Below are 24,194 nucleotides of genomic sequence, written 5' to 3' on the forward strand. Positions count from 1 at the left end.
TATCGAGCTTGGTCAGCCGCTATTATCTAGCCTAGCGGCGGGCGTGGAAATCGTCCGCCAGCGCCATCGCCTCGTCCAGCAGCGCCGAGACCAGTGGCGTGTGCGGCTCGCGCGGCGCAGCCACCAGGCCGACCGTGTGGCTGGCGTCCGGCTCGACGATCGGAATGGCCCGGATCGGTTCGGAAAAGCCGAATGTTTCCGCCAGGTTGAGCGGCATGATCGATGACCATTTGCCGGTGCGGATATGCGAAAACAGCACGATCATCGAATTGGATTCGAGTGTCGGCCGCACCTGCACCCCGGCCTCGGCCAGGTGCTGGTCGATGATGCGGCGGTTCTGCATGTCCGGCGTCAGCAGGCAGAGCGGCAGGCTGCTAAGCTCTGCCCATGTCACTTTGTCGCGGTCGGAATAGGGATTCCCCACCGCGGTGATCAGTTGATAGCGCTCGTCATAGAGCGGCACGCTGGTGACGCGCCCCAGCGGCTCGTTGTCGAGATAGGTGATGCCGGCATCGATGTCGAAATTGCCGAGCAGCGACAACACTTCGATGGAGGTCCGCGACAGCACCGAAAAGGTCACGCCGGGATGTTTTGCCCGAAAGGGGGTCGTCAGCCGCGCCACCATGGCCAGGGCGGTCGGAATTGCGGCAATGCGGATGCGACCAGACAGGCCGTGGCGCGCCGCCCGCATCTCTTCTCTCATGGTGCGGGTGTCGCCGACGATGCGACGCGCCCAGACCAATACTTGCTTGCCTTCGGGCGTCAGCCCCTGGAAGCGCGAGCCGCGCAGCACCAGCATCACGCCGAGCTGGCCCTCGAGCTGCTTGATGCCGGCCGACAGCGTCGGCTGGGTAACCCCGCACACTTCCGCCGCCCGGCCGAAATGCTCTTCCCTGGCCAGTGCGATGAAGAATTCCAGCTTGTCGATCATGGACGGAAGCTAGAGCATTTTGGCGTCCGCATAAATGCAACAGAACAAAAGCTTAGAACAAACCGCCGGCTCCAGGAAAACCGGCCAGGAGTGCCTGTTCCGGATCATGCGCCCGCCGCCTCTTCGAAAATGCGCAATAGCCTATTTGTCGACAAGGTTCAGGATGTTGCCGTCGGGATCCTTGAACCATGCCACCTTCATGCCGTAGCCGACATGCACGTCGCCCTCCAGCGTCAGGCCGGGCATCTCATAGTGCTCGAATGCGACACCCTTCGACCTCAACGACTTGACGATGGTCCCGATCTCGTCGCCGACTGTCCAGGTCACCGCCGTCGCCTTGTTGGTACCTGCGAATTGCGAATGATAGACATTGATCAGCGTGTCGCCGCTTTTGTAGACGATCAGTTCGCCACCCATATCATCCACCTGCTTGAGGCCCAGCGTCCCTTCGTAAAAGGCCTTTGCCCTGGCCAGGTCTTTCACCGCCACATTGGCCGTTGCGTTGCTGTTTGCGAGCATGATCGTCTCCTTCCCTGATTGCTCAACTCGATTGATTGCTCATGTCGATCCTTGAAATAGATCAGAGGGGCCGTTTGGCGATCGCCGGTTCGCAAAATGCCGGCTGCTCCGACACCGCCCGTCGTTTTTGCGGGCACACCAAGGCAGCTATTGCTCCACGGCTTGGTTCTGTCCGGAAACTGCACTATCTCAGGCCAAAGCTTGCATAAGGAAGAACTGATGTCCGTCACCAAGGAAATCGTCACCGAGCGCCTGAAGACGGTCAATGGCCCGGATTTCACCGGCAACATCGTTGACCTTGGCATGGTTTCCGAGATTTTCATCGCCGATTCCAAGGTCTTCTTCTCGATCACCGTTCCCGCCGCTCGCGCCCAGGAGATGGAACCGCTGCGGGCTGCTGCCGAGCGCGTCGTCAAGGCTATTCCCGGCGTTGCCGGTGCCGTCGTTGCACTGACGGCGGAAAAGAAAGGCGGCGGCATGGAAGCGCCGGTTCCATCGCGCCCCGCACCCAGGCCAGCGCCGCCGGCTGCCACCGCGCCGCGTGCCGCTTCGCACGCTCCGGCTTCGCACAGCCAGGGCAGGCGTGGCGTGCCAGGCATAGAAGCGATCATCGCCGTCGCTTCCGGCAAGGGTGGTGTCGGCAAGTCGACCACGGCCGTCAACATCGCTCTTGGCCTCGCCGCCAATGGTTTGCGCGTCGGCGTGCTCGACGCCGACATCTATGGCCCGTCTATGCCGCGACTGCTCAACATCCACGGCCGGCCGCAGACCGTCGACGGCAAGATCCTGAAACCGATGGAGAATTATGGGCTTAAAGTGATGTCGATGGGCTTCCTCGTCGATGAGGAGACACCGATGATCTGGCGCGGTCCGATGGTGATGTCGGCGCTGACGCAGATGCTGCGCGAGGTCGAATGGGGCCGGCTCGACGTGCTCGTCGTCGACATGCCGCCCGGCACCGGCGACGCACAACTGACCATGGCCCAGCAAGTCCCATTGGCCGGCGCCGTCATCGTCTCGACGCCGCAGGATCTGGCGCTGATCGATGCACGCAAGGGCCTCAACATGTTCAAGAAGGTCGACGTGCCGCTGCTCGGCATCGTCGAGAACATGAGCTATTTCATCGCTCCCGATACCGGCAAACGCTACGACATCTTCGGCCATGGCGGCGCGCGCCGCGAAGCCGAGCGTCTGGGCGTCACCTTCCTTGGCGAGGTGCCGCTCGAGATGGGCATTCGCGAAAGCTCGGATGCTGGCACGCCGGTGGTTGTCTCGAAGCCCGACGGCGCCGAAGCAAAGATCTACCGGGATATCGCTTCGAAGGTTTGGGACCGGATCAATGAAGAGCGTGGTGCGGCCGCGGATGCGGTGCCGAACATCGTGTTCGAGTAGTTTTTCGTTCGGTAGGCGCCGCCCCTCATTGTCCTGCCGGACATTTCTCCCCGTATCGTGACGGGGAGAAAGACACCGTCCTTGATGATTTCTCCAATCACCAGCGTGGGAGGAAGGGTGCCGACGTTGCGGCCAGTTCCCTTCTCCCCGTCACTATACGGGGAGAAGGTGCCGGCAGGCGGAGGAGGGGTAGCGCTGGCCTCAGAGAAGCTAGGCGTCGTTCGAGCGAGGACGTAACCTAAGCCGCGCCAACCTTCTCGCCGAAGCTGGAAAAAAACTGTCCGGCCAGTTTCTTCGAGGTCGATTCGATCAGCCGGCTGCCGAGCTGCGCGATCTTGCCGCCGACATCGGCCTTGGCCGCGTATTTCAAGACCGTGGTATCCGGTCCATCTTCGGTCAGCGTCACGTCGGCGCCGCCCTTGGCGAAGCCGGCGATGCCGCCCTTGCCTTCGCCCTGGATGGTGTAGGAATGCGGCGGCTTGAGGTTCTTGAGCGTCACCTCGCCGTTGAACGTCGCCTTGATCGGCCCGATCTTCACCACCACGGTCGCCGCCATCTCGGTCGGCGACTTCATCTCCAGGCTCTGGCAGCCAGGAATCGTAGCCTTCAAGACCTCGGGATCGTTCAGCGCTTCCCACACTTTTTGCAAGGGCGCGGCAATGCGCTCCTCGCCTTCGATCACCAAAGCCATGAAAACCTCCCTGACACGATTGATCGAAGCCGTAACGCACGGCTGCATGCATGTCTATCGCACCAAAGTCCGGATGCGACCCTGCGCCCTCTTGCCTGCTCCCGCGCGTTGCCATATCGATTTGTCTTACAAATACGGAGACCACGATGGCAGGCGCCCCCACCAGGAAGAAAAAATTTCGCTCGCAGGAGTGGTTCGACAATCCCGATAATCCGGGCATGACGGCGCTCTACCTGGAGCGCTACCTCAACTACGGCCTGACGCGGGCCGAACTGATGTCCGGCAAACCGCTGATCGGCATCGCCCAGACCGGTTCGGATCTCTCGCCCTGCAACCGGCATCACATCGAGCTGGCCAAGCGCGTGCGCGAAGGCATCGTCTCGATGGGCGGCATTCCGTTCGAATTCCCGTGCCATCCGATCCAGGAGACCGGCAAGCGCCCGACCGCCGCTCTTGACCGCAACCTTGCCTATCTCGGCCTGGTCGAAGTGCTATACGGCTATCCGCTCGATGGCGTCGTGCTCACCATCGGCTGCGACAAGACAACGCCGGCCCTGCTGATGGCGGCGGCCACCGTCAACATCCCGGCGATCGCGCTGTCGGTCGGCCCGATGCTCAATGGCTGGCACAAGGGCAAGCGCACCGGCTCCGGCACCATCGTCTGGGAATCGCGCCAGCGCCTGTCGGCCGGCGAGATCGACTATGACGAGTTCATGGACATCGTCGCCTCTTCGGCGCCGTCCACCGGCTACTGCAACACCATGGGCACCGCCACGACGATGAACTCGCTGGCGGAGGCGCTTGGCATGCAATTGCCGGGCTCGGCCGCCATCCCCGCACCTTACCGCGAGCGCGGCCAGATCGCCTACGAGACCGGCAAACGTATCGTCGACATGGTGCATGAAGACCTCAAGCCGTCCGACATCATGACGAGAGAGGCTTTCGAGAACGCCATTGTCGTCAATTCGGCAATTGGCGGCTCGACCAACGCTCCTATCCATCTCAACGCCATCGCCCGCCATCTCGGCGTCAAGCTCGACAATGACGACTGGCAGACGGTCGGCCTCAATGTGCCGCTGCTGGTCAATTTGCAGCCGACGGGCGAATATCTGGGCGAGGACTACCATCATGCCGGCGGCGTGCCGGCGGTCATCGCCGAACTGATGAAGGGCGGGCTGTTGCCGCATCCGGGTGCTCGCACGGTCAACGGCAAGTCGATCGGTGAGAATAGCGAGGGTGTCGCCAACGAGAACACTGACGTCATCCGCTCCGTTGCCGCGCCGCTGAAGGCCAATGCCGGCTTCATCAACCTCAAGGGCAATCTGTTCGATTCCGCGATCATGAAGACCAGCGGCATCTCGCCCGAATTCCGCGAGCGCTATCTCTCCAATCCGAAGGATCCCGAGGCTTTCGAAGGCAACGCCATGGTCTTCGACGGGCCCGAGGACTACCACGCCCGAATCGACGATCCGGCGCAAGGCATCGATGAACACACGATCCTGTTCATGCGTGGCGCCGGCCCGATCGGCTATCCCGGCGGCGCCGAGGTCGTCAACATGCAGCCGCCGGCCTATCTGATCAAGAAGGGCATCCATGCGCTCGCCTGCATCGGCGACGGCCGCCAGTCCGGCACGTCGGGTTCGCCGTCGATCCTCAACGCCTCGCCGGAAGCCGCCATCGGCGGTGGGCTGGCGCTGCTCAAGACGGGCGACCGTGTCCGCATCGACCTGCGCAAGGGCACGGCCGACATCCTCGTCACCGACGCCGAGATCACCCGGCGGCGCGCCGAACTTCAGAACAATGGCGGCTATGACTATCCCAAGCACCAGACACCTTGGCAGGAGATCCAGCGCGGCATGGTCGCGCAGTTTTCAGAGGGAATGGTGCTGGAGCCGGCGGTGAAATACCAGGATGTCGCGCACACCAGGGGCGTCCCCAGGGATAATCACTGAGCGAGCATCTGTTCGTAGATGCTTACATAAACGACAAACGGCGGCTTGATCCGGATCAGGCCGCCGCCATCCTTGACAAGCCCGCGCGATGCATCCACCATCATGGCAAGGGGTGTATCGCGACGACCCCGTGAGGCGTCAGCCCAACGTTCGCGTCCAAGCTTCTTTTTCCAGGAGGTGGACGCCATGCCGTCAACAACCGCTATCACCGTATCGCAGTTATCCCGTCTGATCGGTCTGCCAGGGGCGCCTGTCATCATCGATGTCCGTATCGATGAAGACTTCGACGCCGATCCACGCCTTCTGCCGGCCTCAAGCCGGCGCGATTTCAAGACTGTTTCGACCTGGGCCGCCGAATTCGCCGGCAAGCCAGTGGCGGTCGTTTGTCAGAAAGGGTTGAAACTCTCGCAAGGTGTCGCCGCATGGCTGCGCCATGAGGGCATTTCCGCCGAAAGCCTCGACGGTGGGTTCGAAGCCTGGCGCGATGCAAGGGGACTTCTGGTTCGCACTGACACCTTGCCTTCGCGCGACGAAAAGGGCCGCACCGTGTGGGTGACACGAGCCCGCCCGAAGGTGGATCGCATCGCTTGCCCCTGGCTGATCCGGCGTTTCGTCGATCCCCATGCGATCTTTCTGTTTGTCGAGCCGGCCGAAGTTCTTGCCGTGGCCGATCGCTTCCAGGCAGTGCCTTTCGACATCGACAATGTGTTCTGGAGCCATCGCGGCGAACGCTGCACCTTCGACACGATGATTGAGGAGTTCGGGCTGGAATCCGAGGCGCTCGATCGCCTTGCCCTGATCGTGCGCGCGGCCGACACCGCAAGCCTCGATCTTGTTCCTCAGGCTGCCGGCTTCCTGGCGGCTTCGCTTGGCCTATCACGTATGTTTCGCGACGACCTGGAACAACTGGAAGCGGGCATGCTGCTCTACGATGCGTTCTTTCGTTGGTGTCGTGACGCCACTGAAGAAACGCACAACTGGCCCAGTACAGGCGCGGGCAAACCGTCATGAGCGCGCTTGAGTCGCATGACACGATGGTCCAGGGCCCAGCTGCGCCGACGTTCGCCGAAGCCATAAAACTCTGGGCAAAAATCGGACTGCTCAGCTTCGGTGGGCCGGCCGGGCAGATCGCATTGATGCATAAGGAACTGGTCGAGGAGCGGCGCTGGATCGGCGAGCAGCGTTTCCTGCATGCGCTGAACTATTGCATGCTGCTGCCTGGCCCCGAAGCCCAGCAACTCGCCATCTATGTCGGTTGGCTGCTGCACAGGACGATCGGCGGCCTTGTCGCCGGCATCCTGTTCGTGGTGCCGGGCGCGCTCGTAATGCTCGTCCTGAGCAGCCTCTACGTGCTCTATGGCGACGTGCCGCTCGTCGAGGCGCTGTTTTTCGGGGTGAAGGCGGCGGTGCTTGCCATTGTCATCGAGGCGGTGATCCGGATCGGACGGCGTGCCCTGAAGAACAGGGTCATGGTGTCGATCGCCGTCTCGGCTTTCATCGCCATCTATGCGTTGAATGTACCGTTCCCGCTCATCGTCCTGCTCGCGGGCCTAACGGGATGGCTGGGAAACCGCATTGCTCCGGCGCTGTTTTCCGGCTCGGCACATGGCAAGGACGGTATTGCCGATAGCAAGGGAGCGGTCGACCTGATGTTCGAGCGCGGCGAACTGGCCCACATCAGGCCGACGAAATGGCATGCGCCGCGCACGATTGCGATCTGGCTGCCGATCTGGTTCGGGCCTGTTCTGCTGATCTGGTGGGTTACCGGCTCTGCAAGCGTCTGGACCGAGATCGGCCGGTTCTTCAGTCTCATGGCTGTCGTCACCTTCGGCGGTGCCTACGCGGTGCTCGCTTATGTCGCCCAGGCAGCCGTCCAGTCCTTCGGCTGGCTCGCTCCCGGTGAAATGGTCGACGGTTTGGGCCTTGCCGAAACGACGCCGGGTCCGCTCATCCTGGTGTTGCAGTTCGTTGGCTTCATCGCCGCGTTCCGCCATCCCGGCTCGCTGGACCCGTTGCTTGCCGGATCGCTGGGGGCGTTGCTGACCCTGTGGGTTACGTTCACGCCCTGCTTCTTCTGGATATTCCTCGGTGCGCCCTATATCGAGGCCCTGCGCGGCAACAAGGCCTTATCGGCGGCACTTGGCGCGATCACCGCCGCTGTTGTCGGGGTGATCATGAATCTGGCTCTGTGGTTCGCCCTGCACGTCATTTTCCATGAGGTACACGCGCTGGGCCTCGGCATGAATGTGCCGGTATTTTCGTCGATCGACTGGCGCGCGGCGCTGCTTTCCTTTGCCGCCATGATCGCTATCCTGAAGTTTAGAATCGGCATGCTGCCGACGCTTGCCGGATCAGCCCTGGCCGGTGTCTTGCTGCTGGCGGCAAGTGGCTGACATGCACAACGGCAAAGGCATAAAGCGCGTCGCGTGAACCCGTTTCAATGTGACGCGCTTTAGAGGTCGCTGCCTTTGTATTCCGCTTGCGAACCACTTAAGTGGTTTGAAACGGATTGGAACATGATGGCGACACGACGCTCTTCCCTTGGCTTCCTCGGAATGTTCGGCCGCTCGGGCGACTTGAGGCAGCTCGATGCGGCATTGCGTGGCGCCGACCTTCATCCCGCCCTCGTGCCGGAGGGCGTAAAACTGACAATCGTCAATCTGATGAAGGATCATTGGCCTGACGAGCCGCCCGGCCAAGCCTATGCAGACGTGGCGCGATTGTTCAGCTACTGCATCGCCGGACCGGAAGCCTTCGAACGATCCAACGGTCTTCAGAACAGGCTGGATGCAGAACGCCGGATCGAGGCCGCCCTTGAAACCGGCGACGGCTTGGATGCGCAAATCGTGCTGATGACGCTGCACGCCAAGCTGATCAATGCCGAAGTCGTCGAGCGCTACGGTCTCAACGCGGACTGATTGTTTTGCGAGGGCCTACCCGCCCATGCTGCCGCGCGGCAGCTTGATCATCTCGCCAAAGCGGGCACGCAGCCTGTCATCGATCAGCTTCGGCACATGGCGCGGAAAGCGCTCGGCAAGCACGCGTTTCTTCTCGATGATCGCCCGTTGCAGGATGTCGGGCCGGCCCTTCTCGTTCCATTCCTTGGGCGAAAATCGGTCGCCCACGGCCGGATAGAAATACTCGGTCTGCATCAGCCGCAGCGTCTGCTCATTGCCGAGATAGTGGCCTGGTCCCTTCAGGCAGACATCGGCGATGGTGTCGATCGACAGCGCCTCGTCGGTCACCTCGATGCCGCGCACGCAGCGCAGGCAGTGGCCGAGCATGTCGTTGTCGATGATCAGGCTTTCCAGGCAGAAGCCGAGCAGCGAGGCGTGCATGCCGGCCGATTCGTAGACCAGGTTGAGCCCGGCAAGGCCGGCCATCACATCGGTGATGCCTTTTTCATAGCCGGACTGGATGTCAGGGAGTTTCGAATCCGTCATGCCCGCGGCCGAGCCGCCCGGCAGGTCGTAATATTGCGCCATCTGCGCGCAGGCCGCGGTCAGCACCGCCTGTTCGGCCGAACCGCCAGACATGGCGCCGGTCCTGAGATCCGACACGAATGGCCAGGTGCCGAAGATCGCCGGATGCCCCGGCTTGATGGCGTTGACATACATAAGGCCGACCAGCACTTCGGCCACCGCCTGCACCACTGCACCGGCAATCGCCGCCGGGGCCGTAGCTCCGGCCTGTCCGGCCGACAGCAAGAGGATCGGAATGCCACCTTCGACGCAGGCCTCGAGCACGCCGCAGGCGTCCTCGGCGAACTTCATCGGCGGCACGACGAAGCAGTTGGAGTTCGAGACGAACGGCCGGGCGCGGAAGTTCTCCTCGCCGCCGGCAATGGCATAGAGCATTTCGAGCGCCGGCTGCACGTTCTCGCGCACCGTGAACGAGGTGCCGACATGCTTCGACGTGCCCATCACGCAGGCATAGAGCGTGTTGAAATCCATATCGAGCGGGTCGGGAATGTCGCGCGGCACCATGGGCCGCTGGAAGAAATGGATGTTGTCGAGCCCCTCGACGAGGCGGGCGGCGTCATAGATGTCCTGCAGCAGCGACTCGCGGTATTCGCGCTTTTCGACATCGACCAGATGCACGGCAGCGCCCGCCGTGCCGTAATGCACGCGCTTGCCCTTGATTAGCATGTCGTGCTTCGGGTCCTGGCCGTGCAGCGTGAAATGCCGGGCCGCTTTCTTGATCGTGTCGAGCACGAGCGCGCGGGGGAAGCGGATGCGGCCATCGTCGCCATAGTTGGCGCCGGCCTTAGTCAGCGCCTCGATGCAGGAGGGAATGGCATTGGCGAAGCCAACCGTTTCCAGGAGTGTCAGCATCGCCTCGTGGATGCGTTCCTGGTCGTTCTCCGTCAGCGGCCCGTAGCTGCCGCCTTCGAGGCCGGCGCGCACCGGCTTGATGTCGTCGGCCAACGGTGCTGCCCGCATGGCGCGGCGCGCTTCGCGCCCGCCGGAGCGGCGCGAACGTTGATCCGCCGCCGCTTCCTGCTTTTCAAGAACTGACATGGAGACACTCCACCTTTCCGAGAAGCAGGGCGCGGCGGTTGGTCCACCATCGGCTGCTTCTTTCCCCTTTGTGCTCCGACTATGCCGCCGGCATTGGCCCAGCCTATGAGCCAGACGGTCCGGCTGCATATGCCAGGGCTAATGGAGCCGGAGCCACGTTGTGCGGCTCAGGCAAGGGGGTCGGGCGGTGGATCAGGCGGCGGCCGGCCTGCGTCCGGCGGCGGTGGCCAGTTCGCGGATGCCTGGCTCGATGTGCTGGAGCGCGATCGAGGAAATGCCCAGCCGCATGAAACGCGAAGGCTTTTCAGTGCGATCGAAGAAACGATCGCCCGGCTCGATGATGACGCTGCGCGAGGCGGCCGCCTCGGCCAGTCCGCGCGAATCGGTGCCGCGCGGCCCTTCAAGCCACAGCGATGTGCCGCCCGCCGAATCGGTCGAACGCCATTCCGGCAGGAAAGCGGAAATCGCATGGACCAGGCGCTTGCGCCGCTCGTCGAAGGCGCTCGACAGCCGCCGCACAAGTGCCTCGTGATGGCCGAGCGACAGGAACAGCGCGACGGCGCGCTGGTTGTTGGCAGGCGGATGGCGCAGCATGAAGCGGCGCAGCGCCCGGAGTTCCGAGATCAGTCCGGCCGAGGCGACGATGTAGCCGAGCCGCAGGCCTGGAGCCAGCGTCTTCGACATCGAGCCGACATAGACGACGCGGCCGGAGCGGTCGAGGCTCTTCAATGCCTGCTGCGGCGCCTCGTCGAGAAGCTGGCTGTCATAGCCATCCTCGATGATGATCTGGTTGTAGCGGTTGGCCCGCGCCAGGAGATCCTGCCGCCGTTCCGCCGACAGCGGCACCATGGTCGGGCAATGATGGCTGGGTGTGACGAACACGAACCCGGAATCATTGGGAATAGAAGCGGTTACAATGCCGGACTGGTCGACCGGCACCGGCTGGATGTCGGCGCCCGCAAGGCGGAAGATCGAGCGTGCGTCGGGATAGCCGGGGTCCTCCATCGCCACCTTGGAGCCCTTGCCCATCAACAGCGTCGCCAGCATGTAGAGCGCGTTCTGGGCGCCCAGCGTGACGATGATTTCGTCGGGATTGGCGAAGATGCCGCGCCGCGGCAACAGCCGCGCCTGGATCTGTTCGATCAGCAACGGATCGTCGCGATCGACCATATCGGACGCCCAGTTGCGGATTTCGAGCACGGCAAGCGCCATGCGGTTGCACTCGCGCCACTCAGCGGTCGGGAACAGCGCCGGGTCGAACTGGCCGTAGACGAAGGGGTAGGACGACTTGATCCAGTTCTCGTGCTTGGCCGGCGGCGGCATGTCGCTTGCGGCGATCTTGCGGCGTGCCTTCCAGTCGATCTCGTTGGCCTGGTCGGGCGCCTTCTGATGCGGCTTGGCTGGTGTCGCCAACACATCGGGATTGACGAAATGGCCGCGCCGCTCGCGTGCCACCAGGAAGCCCTGGTCGACGAGCTGCTGGAAGGCCAGCACCACGGTTCCGCGCGCCACGCCGAGTTTTTCGGCCAGGATCCGGCAAGAGGGGAGCGGCATCGAAGCGGCGATCTGGCGGTCGAGAATGGCGGCCACGATGGCTTGGCGGATCTGTGCCTGCAGGGTCTGGCCGGATTCGGCCGAAATCCGGAACAGGCCGGACCATATCGCCGTGTCGTTTCGCTGTGGCATGGAAGATGTTCCTCGATGGCCAGCTTTTTTCGTTTGGCTGGACCAGTCGAATGTAACGGTGGCACAAGGGGTTGCGCCAATCAATTTTTCTGATCGTTGGGATTTATGCCAGTGATCCTTCGGCGGAAAATCCGGCACTCCGCCCACCCTCGGGACGCGCCTGCATCGTCGCCGCGTGACGATTCGCGTCATCGCCGCGTATTGACCGTACAGAATTCGGCTCACTAGTTTTGGCGCGACGACACGCGCCGGAAACATCCGGTCTGATATGGTGCGTCGAAAACGCCAGGAGTCCCGCCAGTGGATCAGTCAGCCTTCCAGAAACAGCTCGCAGCCTTGCGCGATCATCGCGCCGCGGCGCCAGCCAGCATGCGCCAGGCCTTCGCCGCCGATCCGCAGCGGTTCAAGACATTCTCAGCCACCGACGGCGACCTGTTGCTCGACTGGTCGAAATGCGCGGTCGACGCGCTCACCATGGACCTGCTGGAGAAACTTGCCGGGGCAGCCGATCTCGAAGGCCGCCGGGCGGCGATGTTCGCCGGCAAGAAGATCAACGTCACCGAAGACCGTGCCGTGCTGCACACCGCGCTGCGCAACCTGACCGGCAAGGGCGTCACCGTCGATGGCCAGGACGTCAAGGCGGACGTCACCACCGTGCTCGACGCGATGGGCGCCTTTGCCGATGCCGTGCGCTCCGGCAAGGCAGCCGGCGCGACCGGCAAGAAAATCACCGACATCGTCAACATCGGCATCGGCGGTTCCGATCTCGGCCCGGCCATGGCGACGCTGGCGCTAGCCCCCTATCATGACGGGCCGCGCGCGCACTATGTCTCCAATATCGACGGCGCCCATATCCACGACACGCTCAAGGGCCTGTCGGCCGAAACCACGCTTTTCATCATCGCCTCCAAGACCTTCACCACCGTCGAGACGATGACCAACGCCGAGACGGCGCGCAAATGGGTGCAGAAGGCACTCGGCAAGGAAGCAGTCGGCAAGCATTTTGCCGCCGTCTCGACCGCGCTCGAGCTGGTGGCCAAGTTCGGCATCGAATCGGATCGCGTCTTCGGCTTCTGGGACTGGGTCGGCGGCCGCTATTCGGTCTGGGGGGCGATCGGCCTGCCGGTGATGATCGCGGTCGGGCCGCGGAATTTTCGCGCCTTCCTCGATGGGGCGCATGAGATGGACGAGCATTTCCGCACGGCGCCGGTGCAGGAGAACCTGCCGGCGCTGCTGGGGCTGGTTGGCTGGTGGCATCGCGTGATCTGCGGATATCCCGCGCGTGCCGTCATTCCCTATGACCAGCGCCTGTCCCGGCTGCCGGCTTATCTGCAGCAGCTCGATATGGAATCAAACGGCAAGAGCGTCACCCTCGAAGGCGTTGCGGTGACGACCCCGACCGGACCGCTGGTCTGGGGCGAGCCTGGCACCAACGGCCAGCATGCCTTCTTCCAGCTGCTGCATCAGGGCACCGATTTCATCCCGGTCGAATTCCTCGCTGCGGCCGTCGGCCACGAGCCGGACCTCAAGCATCAGCATGATCTGCTGCTCGCCAACTGCCTGGCGCAGTCGGAAGCGTTGATGAAGGGCCGCACGCTGGAGGAGGCGCGCGCCCAGATGCTGGCCAAGGGCATGAAGCCGGCCGAGGTCGACAAGATCGCCCCGCACCGCGTCTTCTCCGGCAACCGGCCCTCGCTGACCATTCTCTACCGCAAGCTCGACCCGCGCACCTTCGGCCGGCTGATCGCGCTCTACGAGCATCGCGTCTTCGTCGAAGGCACTTTGTTCAACATCAATTCCTTCGACCAGTGGGGCGTCGAGCTCGGCAAGGAACTGGCCACCGGCCTCTTGCCTGTCGTGGAGGGCAAGGAAAGTGCCGCGAAGCGGGATGCATCGACCGCTGGCCTGGTGGGATACATCCAGCATTTGCGTGGTTCGGAGTGAGCAGTTTGGCAGACATCAAGGGCATATTGTTCGACAAGGACGGGACGCTTGTCGACTTCAACGCGACCTGGCTCGGCATTGCCGACTTCATGGCCATGGATGCCGCCGAGGGCGATCGCTGGAAGGCCGACAGGCTGCTTTCGGCGGCGGGTTTCGATTTCGTCAACAAGCGGTTCAGGCCCGATTCGATCTTTGCCTCGGGCACCAACATGGATGTCGTCGAACTGTGGTTCCCGCGCCTGTCCGACGAGGACCAGATGCTGGCCGTCGCCCGCTTCAACGAAATCACGTCCGTGCAAGGCTCGTCGATGGCGGTGGCCCTACCCGGCATCGTCGAAACGCTGACAGTGCTGCACAAGCGATCCTACCGGCTCGGCGTCGCTACCAACGATTCAACCGGCGGCGCGGAGAAGACGATGGTCACGCTTGGCGTCGCCCAGCTCTTCGACGCTGCCTATGGCTATGACGCGGTGGCCAATCCGAAACCGGCGCCGGACACGATCTTCGCCTTCTGCGACCTGACCGGGCTGAAGCCGGCGCAAATCGCCATGGTCGGCGACAATCGCCACGACCTGGAGATGGCGCGAGCCGGCGGCTGCGGGCTGGCGATCGGCGTGCTCTCCGGAACCGGCACACCTGAATCGCTGTCGTCGATCGCCGATATCGTGCTGGATTCGGTTGCCGACCTGCCGGATTTTCTGTCGGCGCGGGTCAAGGAAACGATCTGACGGGGGAAGCTGTTTCTTCCTGGCATCGGACGCCTTCCGTGGCCTACTCGACCACCACCTGGATACAGTTGATGGTCGTGTTCTCGATTGCCGTCAGCTTGGTCAGCAGATCCAGGCGGATCATCTCGACAATCCGGTTCGGAAGAACACCTTCCACCGTCAGCCGAATATCGTGCCAGCCCTCAACATAGCGCACGGTGACGCCCTCAACGCACAGGCGATAGACGCGATGCTCGTCCGTAATTTCAGGCATCTTCGAATGAGGCACGTCGGGCGTGTACAATGTTTCGAGCAAGTCCATTCGAGGATTGAGGCCGAGATGGCTAAGATGCCTGGCTCGAAAACCGTCACTATCCTCCGGTCTGCCGCTGGCGCGATCCGAAAGACGGCGGCGAAGCCAAAAGAGATGATTTTGACATCCATCATCTCGAACGAATGCAAATCGTGGCCAGAGCCGTCTGGTGAGGCGTTCCCAGCGGCCCGTATGGAGCTCCAGTCGCCAATCGTCGATGTTCTCGACCGCGGCAGGCCATTGCGGCCCGATGAGAAGCCCGCCGCGAACCAGGAGTGCGCTACCATCTTCGACTAGTTCCGAAGAGTGTTTGTATATCCACGGCGGAGTTTCACCGGTCGTATCAAAGCGACCAACGCCATAGTTCGTTGTGTCCAAAACAAGCACTTGCGCCTTTTGACCACGGACATTCGGATAAGATAGGTTCCCAACGATAAATATACGGTCGCCGACAAGATTTGCCGTGTGGGAGTCGGTGGGCGGGAAAACGTCGTCCGAGTAGCCGAAAATCTCGGTTCCGCCCCCAGGATGCCTAACGATTACATCGTTGTAGATGTAGAAGTCTGCATCGTACCAATCTTCATACTCGCCGCCGATCCTGACACGGCGGCCGTCAGGCAGCGTGGTTTCAGTGCGCCCGTACCGGCTGAAGCTCCAGCACGGTCCGACATCTTCTGAACGCGGGCCGTTGAACGTCTTGTTTAGGGAGTAACCGCTGAGACCCTGTTCAATTGCCCATACCCAGACCGGGTTGGTCATAGGCTCGGGATTGCCGGAACCTCGACTGGGCGAACGAAACTGCGAAAACAGGGATGGGTCAATATGGGCAGGTACGGGTGTTTTGATCAAAGTGAAGCGGGGCTAGCAAGGCTTCCATATCGAGCCGATACCCCATAACTGGACTATAGCTTCCATAGAATCGTCTGCAAAGGGTCGAACTCAGTCATTCGAGTGATTTGGTTTGAGGGGGGGTCGGCGCTCTTCCGCCTCAAACGAGAAGACACCGCTCGGCTTGGTCGGGGCACCTTTCGCGTCGCCGAAATCCGGCACCTGATATTCGGCGTGCAACCGCAGCCGGGAAAGTGGCAGATCGTTGCGGCGGGGATCGCCGACCAGCACCTCAATGCCGGCTGCCAGGCAGCGATCGAGGAACGGGATAACCCTCAAAGCAACCTCGTGGCCGTAAAACACATCGCCGGCGAGCACGAGGTCGACCGCCGGCGGCGGGCCCGTGGTGATATCCTTGTCGACAATGGTGATCTCGACGCCGTTCGCCGCGGCGTTGAGGCCGATCGCGGCAATGCCGTTACGATCGATCTCCGCGGCGATCACCGCGCTCGCCCCGGCCTTGGCGGCGGCAATGCCGACAAGACCCGAACCGGCGCCGAGGTCGAACACGCGGCGACCGGCCACGGTTTGCGGATGGTCGAGTATATAGCGTGCAAGTACGGCGCCGCCGGCCCAGGCATAGGCCCAGTAGGGCGGCTGCGGATCGGGTCCATCCTCATCCGCCTCGGCCGTGTCGTCATCATCGTCGAAGCTTAGCCGCGGATCGATAAGCCGCCTCAGGCCACTCCCCGGATGAGGCGTATAAAGCCGGATTTCGGGAAGCGACGGCACCGGGGCGATGCGCATGTTCGCCTTGATGAACTCGGTCGGGTCAGGACGGCAAGGTGCATCCACGGCGCCAAGGCCGTCGGCTGCCGTCATTCGCGCAGCGCCCGCCGCAGGATCTTGCCGACGGGCGTCTTCGGCAGCTCGGTCCTGAATTCGATGTATTTTGGCCGCTTGTAGCCGGTCAGGTTCTCGCGGCAATAGGCGGTGAGCGTCTCTGCGGTCAGCGCCGGGTCCTTCCTGACCACGAACAGCTTCGGCACTTCGCCCGAATGCTCGTCCGGCACGCCGATCGCCGCCACTTCGAGCACGCCCGGATGCATCGCCACGACTTCCTCGAGCTCGTTCGGATAGACGTTGAAGCCCGAGACCAGGATCATGTCCTTCTTGCGGTCGACGATCTTGGTGTAGCCACGCTCGTCCATGAAGCCCATGTCGCCGGATTTGAAATAGCCGTCCTTGGTCATCACCTTGGCGGTCTCATCCGGCCGGTTCCAGTAGCCCGCCATCACTTGCGGCCCCCGGATGCAGATTTCGCCGACCTCGCCGAGTGGCAGATTGTTGCCGTCGTCGTCGCGGATGGCGATCTCCGTCGACGGCAGCGGCAGGCCGATGGTGCCGGTGAAGTCGCTGGCGCTGAACTTGTTGGCGGTGGCCACCGGCGAGGTTTCCGACAGCCCGTAGCCTTCGGTCACCGGACAGCCGGTCAGGGCCTTCCAGCGTTCGGCGACGCCCTTCTGCACCGCCATGCCGCCGCCCAGCGTCAGCACCAGCGGCTTGAAGTCGAGCTTGCGGAAGTCCTCATTGTTGAGCAGGGCGTTGAACAGCGTGTTCAAGCCCGGAAAGATGTGGATCGGATATTTCTGCAGTTCCTTGACGAAGCCGGGAATATCGCGCGGGTTGGGAATGAGCACATTGCGCGCACCTTGCTGCATACCCATCAACGCGTTCACCGTCAGCGCGAAGATATGATAGAGCGGCAGGGCGCAGATAAAGTTCGGATGCGCCGGTTTCGGCTTGATCGTATAGGCGTCTTCCATCCACTGCGCGTTCTGCACGACATTGGCCAGCACGTTGCTGTGCAGCAGCGTTGCGCCCTTCGAGACGCCGGTGGTGCCGCCCGTATATTGCAGGAAGGCGACATCGTCGGCCGCCACCTTGGCTGGCTTGAAGCCCACGCCGCCGCCGGCCTTGACGGCCGCGTTGAACTTGACATGGCCGGGCAGCGACCATGCCGGCACCATCTTCTTCACCCGGCGCACGACGAAATTGACGATCGTGCCCTTCAGTCCGCCGAGCATGTCTCCCATCGCGGCGACCACGACGTGCTTGACCGCCGTTCTGGAGATGACCGCCTGCAAGGTGCTGGCGAAGTTCTCCAGGATGACGATGGCTTGTGCACCGGAATCCTTGAGCTGGTGCTCCAGTTCGCGCGGCGTGTAGAGCGGATTGATGTTCACCACGACATAGCCGGCGCGCAAGACGGCCATCATCGCCACCGGATATTGCAGCACGTTGGGCATCATCAGGGCGACGCGTGCGCCCTTTTGCAGTCCCTTCGATTGCAGGTATGCGCCGAAGGCCGCCGACAGCCGTTCGACATCGGCATAGCTGATGGACTTGTCCATGCAGGTAAAGGCGGGCTGGGCGGAAAATTGCTTGCAGGCGGCGACCAGGAAATCGCCGATCGAGCTGTAGGGCAAGGCGCCGATTTCAGCTGGTACGCTTTTCGGATAGCTTTTGAGCCATGGCTTTTCCGGCAGCCCGGCAGTCAGCGCCGTCAGTGCCTCCGGCAATCGCGAGGCCGCGGCCGGCTTGGCCGTCGGTTTTGCACTTGCCTTCACCGGCACGGGGGCCGCCTTCGGCTTTGCCGCGGCGGCTTTGGCAACGGGCGCTTTCGGCTTGACTGCGCCGGCGGCTGCCTTGGCAGCCGTCTTGGCTTTCACCGACGCCGTCGTCTTTGATGCTTTTGCCACCCGTTCCTCCCTGGATAATTCTTGTTCGTCCGTGCCGCGCTCGCCCCCGAATTGACAGAGACGTCCCCCGGCTGCGGCCTGGGATGTCTTCTATGTATTGCCTCTATCGGCGGCGGTGCAAGTCTTGCCCCTGCGGCAAGGCGGCGAAAGATTTGCCGCCAAGAATCTCCCCTGCCGCCGATACTGCGAGCCGCTATCCTGCCGCACCCTCGGCCGAGCGAAGGTCGGCGCGGCACCTGTATCGCCAGATCGACGATCAATAAAAAAATGCGGTCGTTAACAATCCCGTGAATGGAAAAAACTGCTAATTTTTTCTGCCATTTAGCAAAATGGCGGATTTTTTTCCTGCTTCCCGCGGGGTAAGCAAACGGGGTGTTCCAAAGCCGGAAAAACGGTGCTTATATGCGGGCTTCGCGAGCCTGATAGAGGGGCTTGGAAGAACATCAGGGAGTGCTCAATGAAAAAGAAACTCGCTTTTGCGGCCGCGTTGCTGGCCGCAAGCGTCCTGAGCGGCATGGCCAATGCGAAGACGCTTGTCTATTGCTCGGAAGCATCGCCGGCCAATTTTGATCCGGGTACGACGACGGGCGGCAACGACTTCGATGCCTCGTCGCGTACCGTCTATTCGCGCCTGGTCGAATTCAAGCATGGCGGCACCGAGGTCGAGCCCGGCCTTGCCGACAAGTGGGAAATCTCGGACGACGGTCTGGTCTATACTTTCCATCTGCATCCAGGTGTGAAGTTCCAGACTACCGACTATTTCAAGCCGACCCGCGACCTCAACGCCGACGACGTCGTCTTCTCCTTCGACCGTCAGTTCAACAAGGCGAACCCGTGGAACGGCGATAAATACCTGCCGAACCTGACCTGGGATTACTACACCGGCATGGACATGCCGAAATATGTCGCCAAATGGGAGAAGGTCGACGATCTGACCGTCAAGCTGACCCTGACCGAGCCGAACGCGCCCATGCTTGCCAACCTCGGCATGGACTTCGCCTCGATCGTGTCGAAGGAATATGCCGAGCAGCTGGAGAAGTCCGGCAAGATGGCCGATTTCTCGACCAAGCCGATCGGCACCGGCCCGTTCCAGTTCGTCGACTATCAGCTGGATTCGGTTATCCGCTACGCGGCCCATCCGGATTATTTCAAGGGCAAGGAGAAGATCGACGATCTCGTCTTCGCCATCACCCCTGACGCGACCGCCCGCATCCAGAAGGTGCTCGCTGGCGAATGCGACATCGCGCCCTATCCGAATCCTGCCGACATCGGCACGATCAAGGCCAACCAGGACGTGACCCTGATGGATCAGGCCGGCCTAAACATCGGCTACATGAGCTACAACACCACCATCCCGCCGCTCGACAAGCCTGAGGTGCGCCATGCGCTCAACCAGGCCATCGACCGGGAGGCGCTGATCAAGTCGCTGTTCCAGGACGCCGGCGCCACGCCGGCCGAAAACCTGATCCCGCCGACCATGTGGTCGTGGGACAAGGATGTGAAGGTCGACGCCTATGATCCGGATGCGGCCAAGAAGGTTCTGTCCGCTGCCGGGCTCACGGAAATCCAGCTCTGGGCTTCCGATCGCGTTCGTCCTTACAACCCGAACTTCCAGCGCGCCGCCGAACTGATCCAGGCCGACTGGGCCAAGGTCGGCGTCAAGGCCGAGATCGTGAACTACGAGTGGACCAAGTATCGCTCGGAGGGCAAGAAGAAGGACCGTCCAGGCGCCTTCCAGATTGGCTGGACCGGTGACAATGGCGATCCGGACAACTTCTTCGCCACCCTGTTCGCCTGCTCCGCCATCGGCGTCTCGAACTACTCGAGCTGGTGCGACAAGGACTTCGAGGACCTGATCCAGAAGGCCAAGAAGACCAGCGACCAGGCCGAGCGCACCAAGCTCTATGAGCAGGCGCAGGTCGTCTTCCAGAAGCAGGCTCCGGCCTTCCTGCTGGCACACAGCCAAGTCTACGCAGTCGTGCGCAAGAATGTCAGCGGTTTCATGATGGACCCGCTCGGCATTCACCGCTTCGACGGCGTCGACAAAGCCGAATAAGATATTGAGTGGGGCGGCGCTGTAAAGCGCTGCCCCCTTCGCCATGCTCAAATATATTCTTCACAGAATTGCACTTTTGATCCCGACGCTTGTCGGCATCACTATCTGTGCCTTCGCCTTCGTCAGGCTGCTGCCTGGCGATCCCATCCTTGCCATGGCCGGCGAACACGGCGTGGCGCCGGCGCGTTACGAGGAGCTCAAGGAACAGTTCGGCTATAATCTGCCGATCTGGCAGCAATACGCGCGCTATGTCGGCGAGGTCGTGACCGGCGATTTCGGAGTCTCCATCTCGTCCAAGCGCCCGGTGATGGAAGAGTTCAAGATCCTCTTTCCGGCGACGATGGAACTGTCGTTCTTCGCCATGATTTTCGCCATGGCGCTCGGCATTCCGGCAGGCATATTCGCGGCCGTCAAGCGCGGCTCCTGGTTCGATCAGTCGCTGATGGGCACGGCGCTCGTCGGCTATTCCATGCCGATCTTCTGGTGGGGCCTGCTGCTGATCATCTTCTTCTCCGGTTACCTCGGCTGGACGCCGGTCTCGGGCCGCATCGGCCTGCAGTTCTTCTTCAAGCCGATCACCGGCTTCATGACCATCGACACCCTGCTCTATGGCAAATGGGATGCCTTCCGCTCGGCGCTCAGCCACCTGGTCCTGCCGGCGATCGTGCTCGGCACCATTCCGCTGGCGGTGATTGCCCGCCAGACGCGTTCGGCCATGTTGGAAGTTCTGGGTGAGGATTATGTCCGCACGGCGCGGGCCAAGGGCTTGTCGCCGTCGCGGGTGATCGGCCTGCATGCGTTGCGCAATGCGCTCATCCCCGTGGTCACCACCATCGGCCTGCAGGTCGGCACGCTGCTTGCCGGCGCCATCCTCACCGAAACCATCTTCGCCTGGCCGGGCATCGGCAAGTGGATGGTCGATTCCATCTTCAAGCGCGACTATGTCGTCGTGCAGTCAGGTCTGCTTTTGATCGCCCTCATCGTCATGGCCGTGAACCTCATCGTCGACGTGCTCTATGCCGTCATCAACCCGCGCATACGGGCGTCGTGATGAGCCAGTCGACCGAAATCGCCCCCATGGCCGCCGGCAACCCTGACCGCCTGACCGGCTTCAGGACCTTCTGGCACTATTTCTCGGTCAATCGCGGCGCCGTGATCGGCCTGTTCGTCTTCATCCTGCTGGTGCTGGCGGCGCTGTTTGCGCCGCTGCTCGCGCCCTATGCGCCCGACATTCAGGACAAGACCGCGTTTCTGAGGCCGCCGGCCTGGCAGGCCGGCGGCAGCACCCAATTTCTGCTTGGAACCGATCCCGTCGGTCGCGACATCCTTTCGCGCCTGCTCTATGGCGCGCGCTTTTCGCTGCTCATCGGCGCGGTCGTGGTTACGCTGGCTCTCACCGGCGGCATTACGCTCGGTCTGTTGGCCGGCTATTTCCGCGGCTGGGTCGACGTGGCGATCATGCGCGTGATGGACCTTATCCTGGCGTTCCCGTCGCTGCTGCTGGCGCTCGTTCTGGTCACCATCCTTGGCCCCGGCCTGTTCAATGCGATGCTGGCCATCGCGCTTGTCCTGCAGCCGCATTTCGCGCGGCTGGTGCGCGCTGCCGTTATGGCGGAGAAGAGCCGCGAATATGTCGTGGCGGCGAAGGTCGCCGGCGCCGGCCATATCAGGCTGATGCTTCGCACCATCCTGCCGAATTGCCTGGGACCGCTGATCGTCCAGGGCACGCTGTCGTTTTCCAACGCCATCCTCGAGGCGGCCGCTCTCGGCTTCCTCGGCCTCGGCGCCCAGCCGCCAACGCCCGAATGGGGAACGATGCTCGCTTCGGCGCGCGAATTCATCCTGCGCGCCTGGTGGGTCGTGACCTTCCCCGGTCTTGCCATCCTCATCACTGTGCTTGCCATCAATCTGATCGGCGACGGTCTGCGTGACGCGCTCGATCCGAAACTGAGGAGGTCGTGATGGCGCTGCTCGATATCCAGAACCTCGTCGTCGAGTTCCAGACCGCTTCCGGTTCTTTCCGCGCCGTTGACGGCGTGTCGCTCCATGTCGACGAGCGCGAAGTGCTGGCGATCGTCGGTGAATCCGGTTCCGGCAAATCGGTGTCGATGCTGGCGGTCATGGGGCTTTTGCCATGGACGGCCACGGTCACCGCCGACCGCATGAGCTTCAATGGCCGCGATCTTCTGAAGCTAAGCCCTGCCGAGCGGCGCAAGATCGTCGGCAAGGACATGTCGATGATCTTCCAGGAGCCGATGGCCAGCCTCAATCCCTGCTTCACCGTCGGCTTCCAGATCGAAGAGGTGCTGCGCTTCCATATGGGTATGGACGCTGCGCAGCGCCGGGAGCGCGCCATCGAACTCCTGACGCAGGTCGGTATTGCCGAGCCGGCGGAACGGCTGAACTCGTTCCCGCACCAGATGTCGGGCGGCCAGTGCCAGCGCGTCATGATCGCCATCGCCATTGCTTGTAATCCGAAGCTGCTGATCGCCGACGAGCCGACCACCGCCCTCGACGTCACCATCCAGAAGCAGATCCTCGATCTCCTGGTGTCGTTGCAGGCCAAATACGGCATGGGGCTGATCATGATCACCCACAATATGGGCGTCGTGGCAGAGACCGCCGACCGCGTCATCGTCCAGTACAAGGGCCGCAAGATGGAAGAGGCCGACGTGCTCTCGCTGTTTGAATCACCGAAGAGCAACTACACGCGCGCGCTTTTGTCGGCCCTGCCGGAGAATGCCGTCGGCGACCGGCTGCCGACCGTTTCCGACATGCTGTTCGAGCCGGCGCCTTCGGGAGCCGCCGCATGAGCATCAAGGTCGTCGAAGGCAAGAATATCGTCCGCGACTATCACGTCGGGGGCGGGCTGTTTCGCGCACAGCGCACGGTGCATGCGGTCAAGGGTGTCTCGTTCAGCGTCGACAAGGGCAAGACGCTCGCAATCGTCGGTGAAAGCGGCTGCGGTAAGTCGACGCTGGCCCGCATCATCACGCTGATCGATCCCGCGACTTCGGGTGAGCTGTTCATCGACGGCAACAAGGTCGACATCGCCAAGGACGGGCTGAGCAAGGAGATGCGCCGCAAGGTGCAGATCGTTTTCCAGAACCCTTACGGGTCTCTCAACCCGCGCCAGAAAATCGGCGACGTGCTGGGCGAACCGCTGCTCATCAACACCGGCAAGCCGGCCGAGGAACGGCGCGACCTTGCCATGAAGATGCTGAAGAAGGTCGGTCTCGGACCCGAGCACTACAATCGCTATCCGCACATGTTTTCCGGCGGCCAGCGGCAGCGTATCGCCATTGCCCGAGCGCTGATGCTCAACCCCAGCCTCTTGGTGTTGGACGAGCCGGTCTCGGCTCTCGATCTGTCTGTGCAGGCGCAGGTGCTCAACCTGCTCGCCGACCTGCAGGACGAGTTCCAACTGACCTACGTCTTCATCAGCCACGACCTGTCGGTGGTGCGCTACATCGCCGACGACGTGATGGTGATGTATTTCGGCGAGGCGGTCGAATACGGCTCGCGCGAAGAGGTCTTCGCCGACCCCAAGCACAGCTACACCAAGACGCTGTTCGCCGCGACGCCGCGCGCCGACGTCGCTTCGATCAAGGCGAGGCTGGCAAAGAAGAAGGCCGCCTGACCGGGCGTGTCGATATTCAGGTGAGGCCGGCCTGCGAATGGCGGCTTCCTGCGCTTCCGGTGCTCACGTACCTTAAGTACGCTCCGCTCCGGTTCTCGGAAGCTACCATTCTCGACTCGGCCTGACCTGAATCTCAACACACCCTAATGCATGTCGCGCAAAAGTGGCCTCGGTTTTGCGAGAACGACATGCATGAAACCAAGAACCCAAAGCGCGTCGCCTGTATCCGTTCAAACGCGACGCGCTTTAGGCC

The 24,194-nt window shown here is 62.4% G+C and carries 21 protein-coding genes; 12 read left to right on the forward strand and 9 right to left on the reverse strand.

All coding sequences use genetic code 11. From position 1 onward, the window contains the following. Positions 1-31: 31 nt before the first annotated feature. A complete protein-coding gene (locus tag AC1D08_RS03455; RefSeq protein ID WP_095082623.1) occupies positions 32-931 on the reverse strand; it encodes a LysR family transcriptional regulator in 900 nt (299 codons plus the stop codon). 141 nt (positions 932-1,072) lie between these two features. Further along, the gene (locus AC1D08_RS03460; RefSeq protein ID WP_095084288.1) at positions 1,073-1,450 is read right to left on the reverse strand and encodes a VOC family protein; all 378 of its coding nucleotides are present in this window, start codon (positions 1,448-1,450) and stop codon (positions 1,073-1,075) included. Between the two features lie 216 nt (positions 1,451-1,666). On the opposite strand from AC1D08_RS03460, the gene AC1D08_RS03465 reads away from it, so the two are divergent. Then, a complete protein-coding gene (locus tag AC1D08_RS03465) occupies positions 1,667-2,842 on the forward strand; it encodes an Mrp/NBP35 family ATP-binding protein (RefSeq protein ID WP_457151690.1) in 1,176 nt (391 codons plus the stop codon). A gap of 238 nt (positions 2,843-3,080) precedes the next feature. Here AC1D08_RS03465 and AC1D08_RS03470 read toward each other — a convergent pair whose 3' ends face one another. Next, positions 3,081-3,533, reverse strand: a complete 453-nt coding sequence (locus tag AC1D08_RS03470) for an SRPBCC family protein (protein WP_184877311.1) — start codon at positions 3,531-3,533, stop codon at positions 3,081-3,083. Positions 3,534-3,679: 146 nt separating this feature from the next. On the opposite strand from AC1D08_RS03470, the gene AC1D08_RS03475 reads away from it, so the two are divergent. Further along, a complete protein-coding gene (locus tag AC1D08_RS03475) occupies positions 3,680-5,485 on the forward strand; it encodes an IlvD/Edd family dehydratase (protein ID WP_477225270.1) in 1,806 nt (601 codons plus the stop codon). Here the strand turns inward: AC1D08_RS03475 and AC1D08_RS03480 are convergent. Then, complete coding sequence (locus AC1D08_RS03480; RefSeq protein WP_457151688.1) at positions 5,479-5,673, reverse strand: hypothetical protein; 195 nt, start codon at positions 5,671-5,673, stop codon at positions 5,479-5,481. The two genes, AC1D08_RS03475 and AC1D08_RS03480, sit on opposite strands and share 7 nt — an antisense overlap. On the opposite strand from AC1D08_RS03480, the gene AC1D08_RS03485 reads away from it, so the two are divergent. From AC1D08_RS03485 to AC1D08_RS03495, 3 genes are all read left to right on the forward strand, one after another. Then, on the forward strand, positions 5,672-6,496 hold the full coding sequence (locus tag AC1D08_RS03485; RefSeq protein WP_457151691.1) for a chromate resistance protein ChrB domain-containing protein: 825 nt from the start codon (positions 5,672-5,674) through the stop codon (positions 6,494-6,496). The two genes, AC1D08_RS03480 and AC1D08_RS03485, sit on opposite strands and share 2 nt — an antisense overlap. Then, on the forward strand, positions 6,493-7,878 hold the full coding sequence (gene chrA / locus AC1D08_RS03490) for a chromate efflux transporter (RefSeq protein ID WP_477225271.1): 1,386 nt from the start codon (positions 6,493-6,495) through the stop codon (positions 7,876-7,878). Before AC1D08_RS03485 ends, chrA begins: the two co-directional genes overlap by 4 nt. Positions 7,879-8,004: 126 nt before the next feature. Continuing rightward, positions 8,005-8,403: a hypothetical protein gene (locus AC1D08_RS03495; protein ID WP_477225578.1), complete on the forward strand. Its 399-nt coding sequence runs from the start codon at positions 8,005-8,007 to the stop codon at positions 8,401-8,403. Positions 8,404-8,418: 15 nt separating this feature from the next. Here the strand turns inward: AC1D08_RS03495 and AC1D08_RS03500 are convergent, their stop codons facing one another. Both AC1D08_RS03500 and pdxR read right to left on the reverse strand, forming a co-directional pair. Beyond that, positions 8,419-10,005, reverse strand: coding sequence for a trimethylamine methyltransferase family protein (locus AC1D08_RS03500; protein ID WP_477422545.1), 1,587 nt, complete (start codon positions 10,003-10,005; stop codon positions 8,419-8,421). A gap of 192 nt (positions 10,006-10,197) precedes the next feature. After that, positions 10,198-11,691 carry a MocR-like pyridoxine biosynthesis transcription factor PdxR gene (gene pdxR / locus AC1D08_RS03505; protein WP_457152471.1) on the reverse strand — a complete coding sequence of 498 codons (1,494 nt, stop codon included), beginning with the start codon at positions 11,689-11,691 and terminating at the stop codon, positions 10,198-10,200. Positions 11,692-11,991: 300 nt separating this feature from the next. On the opposite strand from pdxR, the gene pgi reads away from it, so the two are divergent. After that, positions 11,992-13,635 (forward strand): glucose-6-phosphate isomerase, encoded by a 1,644-nt coding sequence (gene pgi / locus AC1D08_RS03510; RefSeq protein ID WP_457152470.1) that lies wholly within the window; start codon positions 11,992-11,994, stop codon positions 13,633-13,635. A gap of 5 nt (positions 13,636-13,640) precedes the next feature. Beyond that, positions 13,641-14,363: an HAD family hydrolase gene (locus AC1D08_RS03515; RefSeq protein ID WP_457152469.1), complete on the forward strand. Its 723-nt coding sequence runs from the start codon at positions 13,641-13,643 to the stop codon at positions 14,361-14,363. A 43-nt stretch (positions 14,364-14,406) separates the two neighbouring features. Here the strand turns inward: AC1D08_RS03515 and AC1D08_RS03520 are convergent, their stop codons facing one another. From AC1D08_RS03520 to AC1D08_RS03530, 3 genes are all read right to left on the reverse strand, one after another. Continuing rightward, complete coding sequence (locus tag AC1D08_RS03520; protein WP_457152468.1) at positions 14,407-15,414, reverse strand: hypothetical protein; 1,008 nt, start codon at positions 15,412-15,414, stop codon at positions 14,407-14,409. Positions 15,415-15,594: 180 nt separating this feature from the next. Further along, on the reverse strand, positions 15,595-16,365 hold the full coding sequence (locus tag AC1D08_RS03525) for a class I SAM-dependent methyltransferase (protein WP_457152467.1): 771 nt from the start codon (positions 16,363-16,365) through the stop codon (positions 15,595-15,597). Further along, a complete protein-coding gene (locus tag AC1D08_RS03530) occupies positions 16,362-18,245 on the reverse strand; it encodes a long-chain fatty acid--CoA ligase (protein ID WP_457152466.1) in 1,884 nt (627 codons plus the stop codon). The genes AC1D08_RS03525 and AC1D08_RS03530 overlap by 4 nt, the downstream gene beginning before the upstream one ends. A 457-nt stretch (positions 18,246-18,702) precedes the next feature. Between AC1D08_RS03530 and AC1D08_RS03535 the strand changes: the two genes are divergently transcribed. The 5 genes from AC1D08_RS03535 to AC1D08_RS03555 are packed head-to-tail and all read left to right on the forward strand — an operon-like array spanning position 18,703 to position 23,941. Beyond that, positions 18,703-20,301: an ABC transporter substrate-binding protein gene (locus AC1D08_RS03535; RefSeq protein ID WP_477422547.1), complete on the forward strand. Its 1,599-nt coding sequence runs from the start codon at positions 18,703-18,705 to the stop codon at positions 20,299-20,301. 43 nt (positions 20,302-20,344) lie between these two features. Continuing rightward, positions 20,345-21,352, forward strand: coding sequence for an ABC transporter permease subunit (locus AC1D08_RS03540; RefSeq protein WP_457152480.1), 1,008 nt, complete (start codon positions 20,345-20,347; stop codon positions 21,350-21,352). Between the two features lie 26 nt (positions 21,353-21,378). Beyond that, positions 21,379-22,263 carry an ABC transporter permease subunit gene (locus tag AC1D08_RS03545; RefSeq protein WP_457152483.1) on the forward strand — a complete coding sequence of 295 codons (885 nt, stop codon included), beginning with the start codon at positions 21,379-21,381 and terminating at the stop codon, positions 22,261-22,263. Continuing rightward, positions 22,263-23,114 carry an ABC transporter ATP-binding protein gene (locus AC1D08_RS03550; protein WP_477422549.1) on the forward strand — a complete coding sequence of 284 codons (852 nt, stop codon included), beginning with the start codon at positions 22,263-22,265 and terminating at the stop codon, positions 23,112-23,114. Before AC1D08_RS03545 ends, AC1D08_RS03550 begins: the two co-directional genes overlap by 1 nt. Then, the gene (locus AC1D08_RS03555) at positions 23,111-23,941 is read left to right on the forward strand and encodes a dipeptide ABC transporter ATP-binding protein (protein ID WP_095082593.1); all 831 of its coding nucleotides are present in this window, start codon (positions 23,111-23,113) and stop codon (positions 23,939-23,941) included. Before AC1D08_RS03550 ends, AC1D08_RS03555 begins: the two co-directional genes overlap by 4 nt. Positions 23,942-24,194 lie beyond the last annotated feature (253 nt).

The organism is Mesorhizobium sp. P2_E6 (assembly GCF_056403835.1).

Excerpts from the sequence above, each read along its gene's own strand:
- pdxR (WP_457152471.1), bottom strand. The coding sequence starts at position 11,691 with ATGCCACAGCGAAACGACACGGCGATATGGTCCGGCCTGTTCCGGATT.
- AC1D08_RS03545 (WP_457152483.1), top strand. The coding sequence starts at position 21,379 with ATGGCCGCCGGCAACCCTGACCGCCTGACCGGCTTCAGGACCTTCTGG.
- AC1D08_RS03535 (WP_477422547.1), top strand. The coding sequence starts at position 18,703 with ATGAAAAAGAAACTCGCTTTTGCGGCCGCGTTGCTGGCCGCAAGCGTC.
- AC1D08_RS03540 (WP_457152480.1), top strand. The coding sequence starts at position 20,345 with ATGCTCAAATATATTCTTCACAGAATTGCACTTTTGATCCCGACGCTT.
- AC1D08_RS03480 (WP_457151688.1), bottom strand. The coding sequence starts at position 5,673 with ATGGCGTCCACCTCCTGGAAAAAGAAGCTTGGACGCGAACGTTGGGCT.
- AC1D08_RS03455 (WP_095082623.1), bottom strand. The coding sequence starts at position 931 with ATGATCGACAAGCTGGAATTCTTCATCGCACTGGCCAGGGAAGAGCAT.
- AC1D08_RS03460 (WP_095084288.1), bottom strand. The coding sequence starts at position 1,450 with ATGCTCGCAAACAGCAACGCAACGGCCAATGTGGCGGTGAAAGACCTG.
- AC1D08_RS03495 (WP_477225578.1), top strand. The coding sequence starts at position 8,005 with ATGGCGACACGACGCTCTTCCCTTGGCTTCCTCGGAATGTTCGGCCGC.
- AC1D08_RS03470 (WP_184877311.1), bottom strand. The coding sequence starts at position 3,533 with ATGGCTTTGGTGATCGAAGGCGAGGAGCGCATTGCCGCGCCCTTGCAA.
- AC1D08_RS03555 (WP_095082593.1), top strand. The coding sequence starts at position 23,111 with ATGAGCATCAAGGTCGTCGAAGGCAAGAATATCGTCCGCGACTATCAC.
- AC1D08_RS03520 (WP_457152468.1), bottom strand. The coding sequence starts at position 15,414 with ATGACCAACCCGGTCTGGGTATGGGCAATTGAACAGGGTCTCAGCGGT.
- AC1D08_RS03475 (WP_477225270.1), top strand. The coding sequence starts at position 3,680 with ATGGCAGGCGCCCCCACCAGGAAGAAAAAATTTCGCTCGCAGGAGTGG.
- AC1D08_RS03485 (WP_457151691.1), top strand. The coding sequence starts at position 5,672 with ATGCCGTCAACAACCGCTATCACCGTATCGCAGTTATCCCGTCTGATC.
- AC1D08_RS03525 (WP_457152467.1), bottom strand. The coding sequence starts at position 16,365 with ATGACGGCAGCCGACGGCCTTGGCGCCGTGGATGCACCTTGCCGTCCT.
- chrA (WP_477225271.1), top strand. The coding sequence starts at position 6,493 with ATGAGCGCGCTTGAGTCGCATGACACGATGGTCCAGGGCCCAGCTGCG.
- AC1D08_RS03550 (WP_477422549.1), top strand. The coding sequence starts at position 22,263 with ATGGCGCTGCTCGATATCCAGAACCTCGTCGTCGAGTTCCAGACCGCT.
- AC1D08_RS03500 (WP_477422545.1), bottom strand. The coding sequence starts at position 10,005 with ATGTCAGTTCTTGAAAAGCAGGAAGCGGCGGCGGATCAACGTTCGCGC.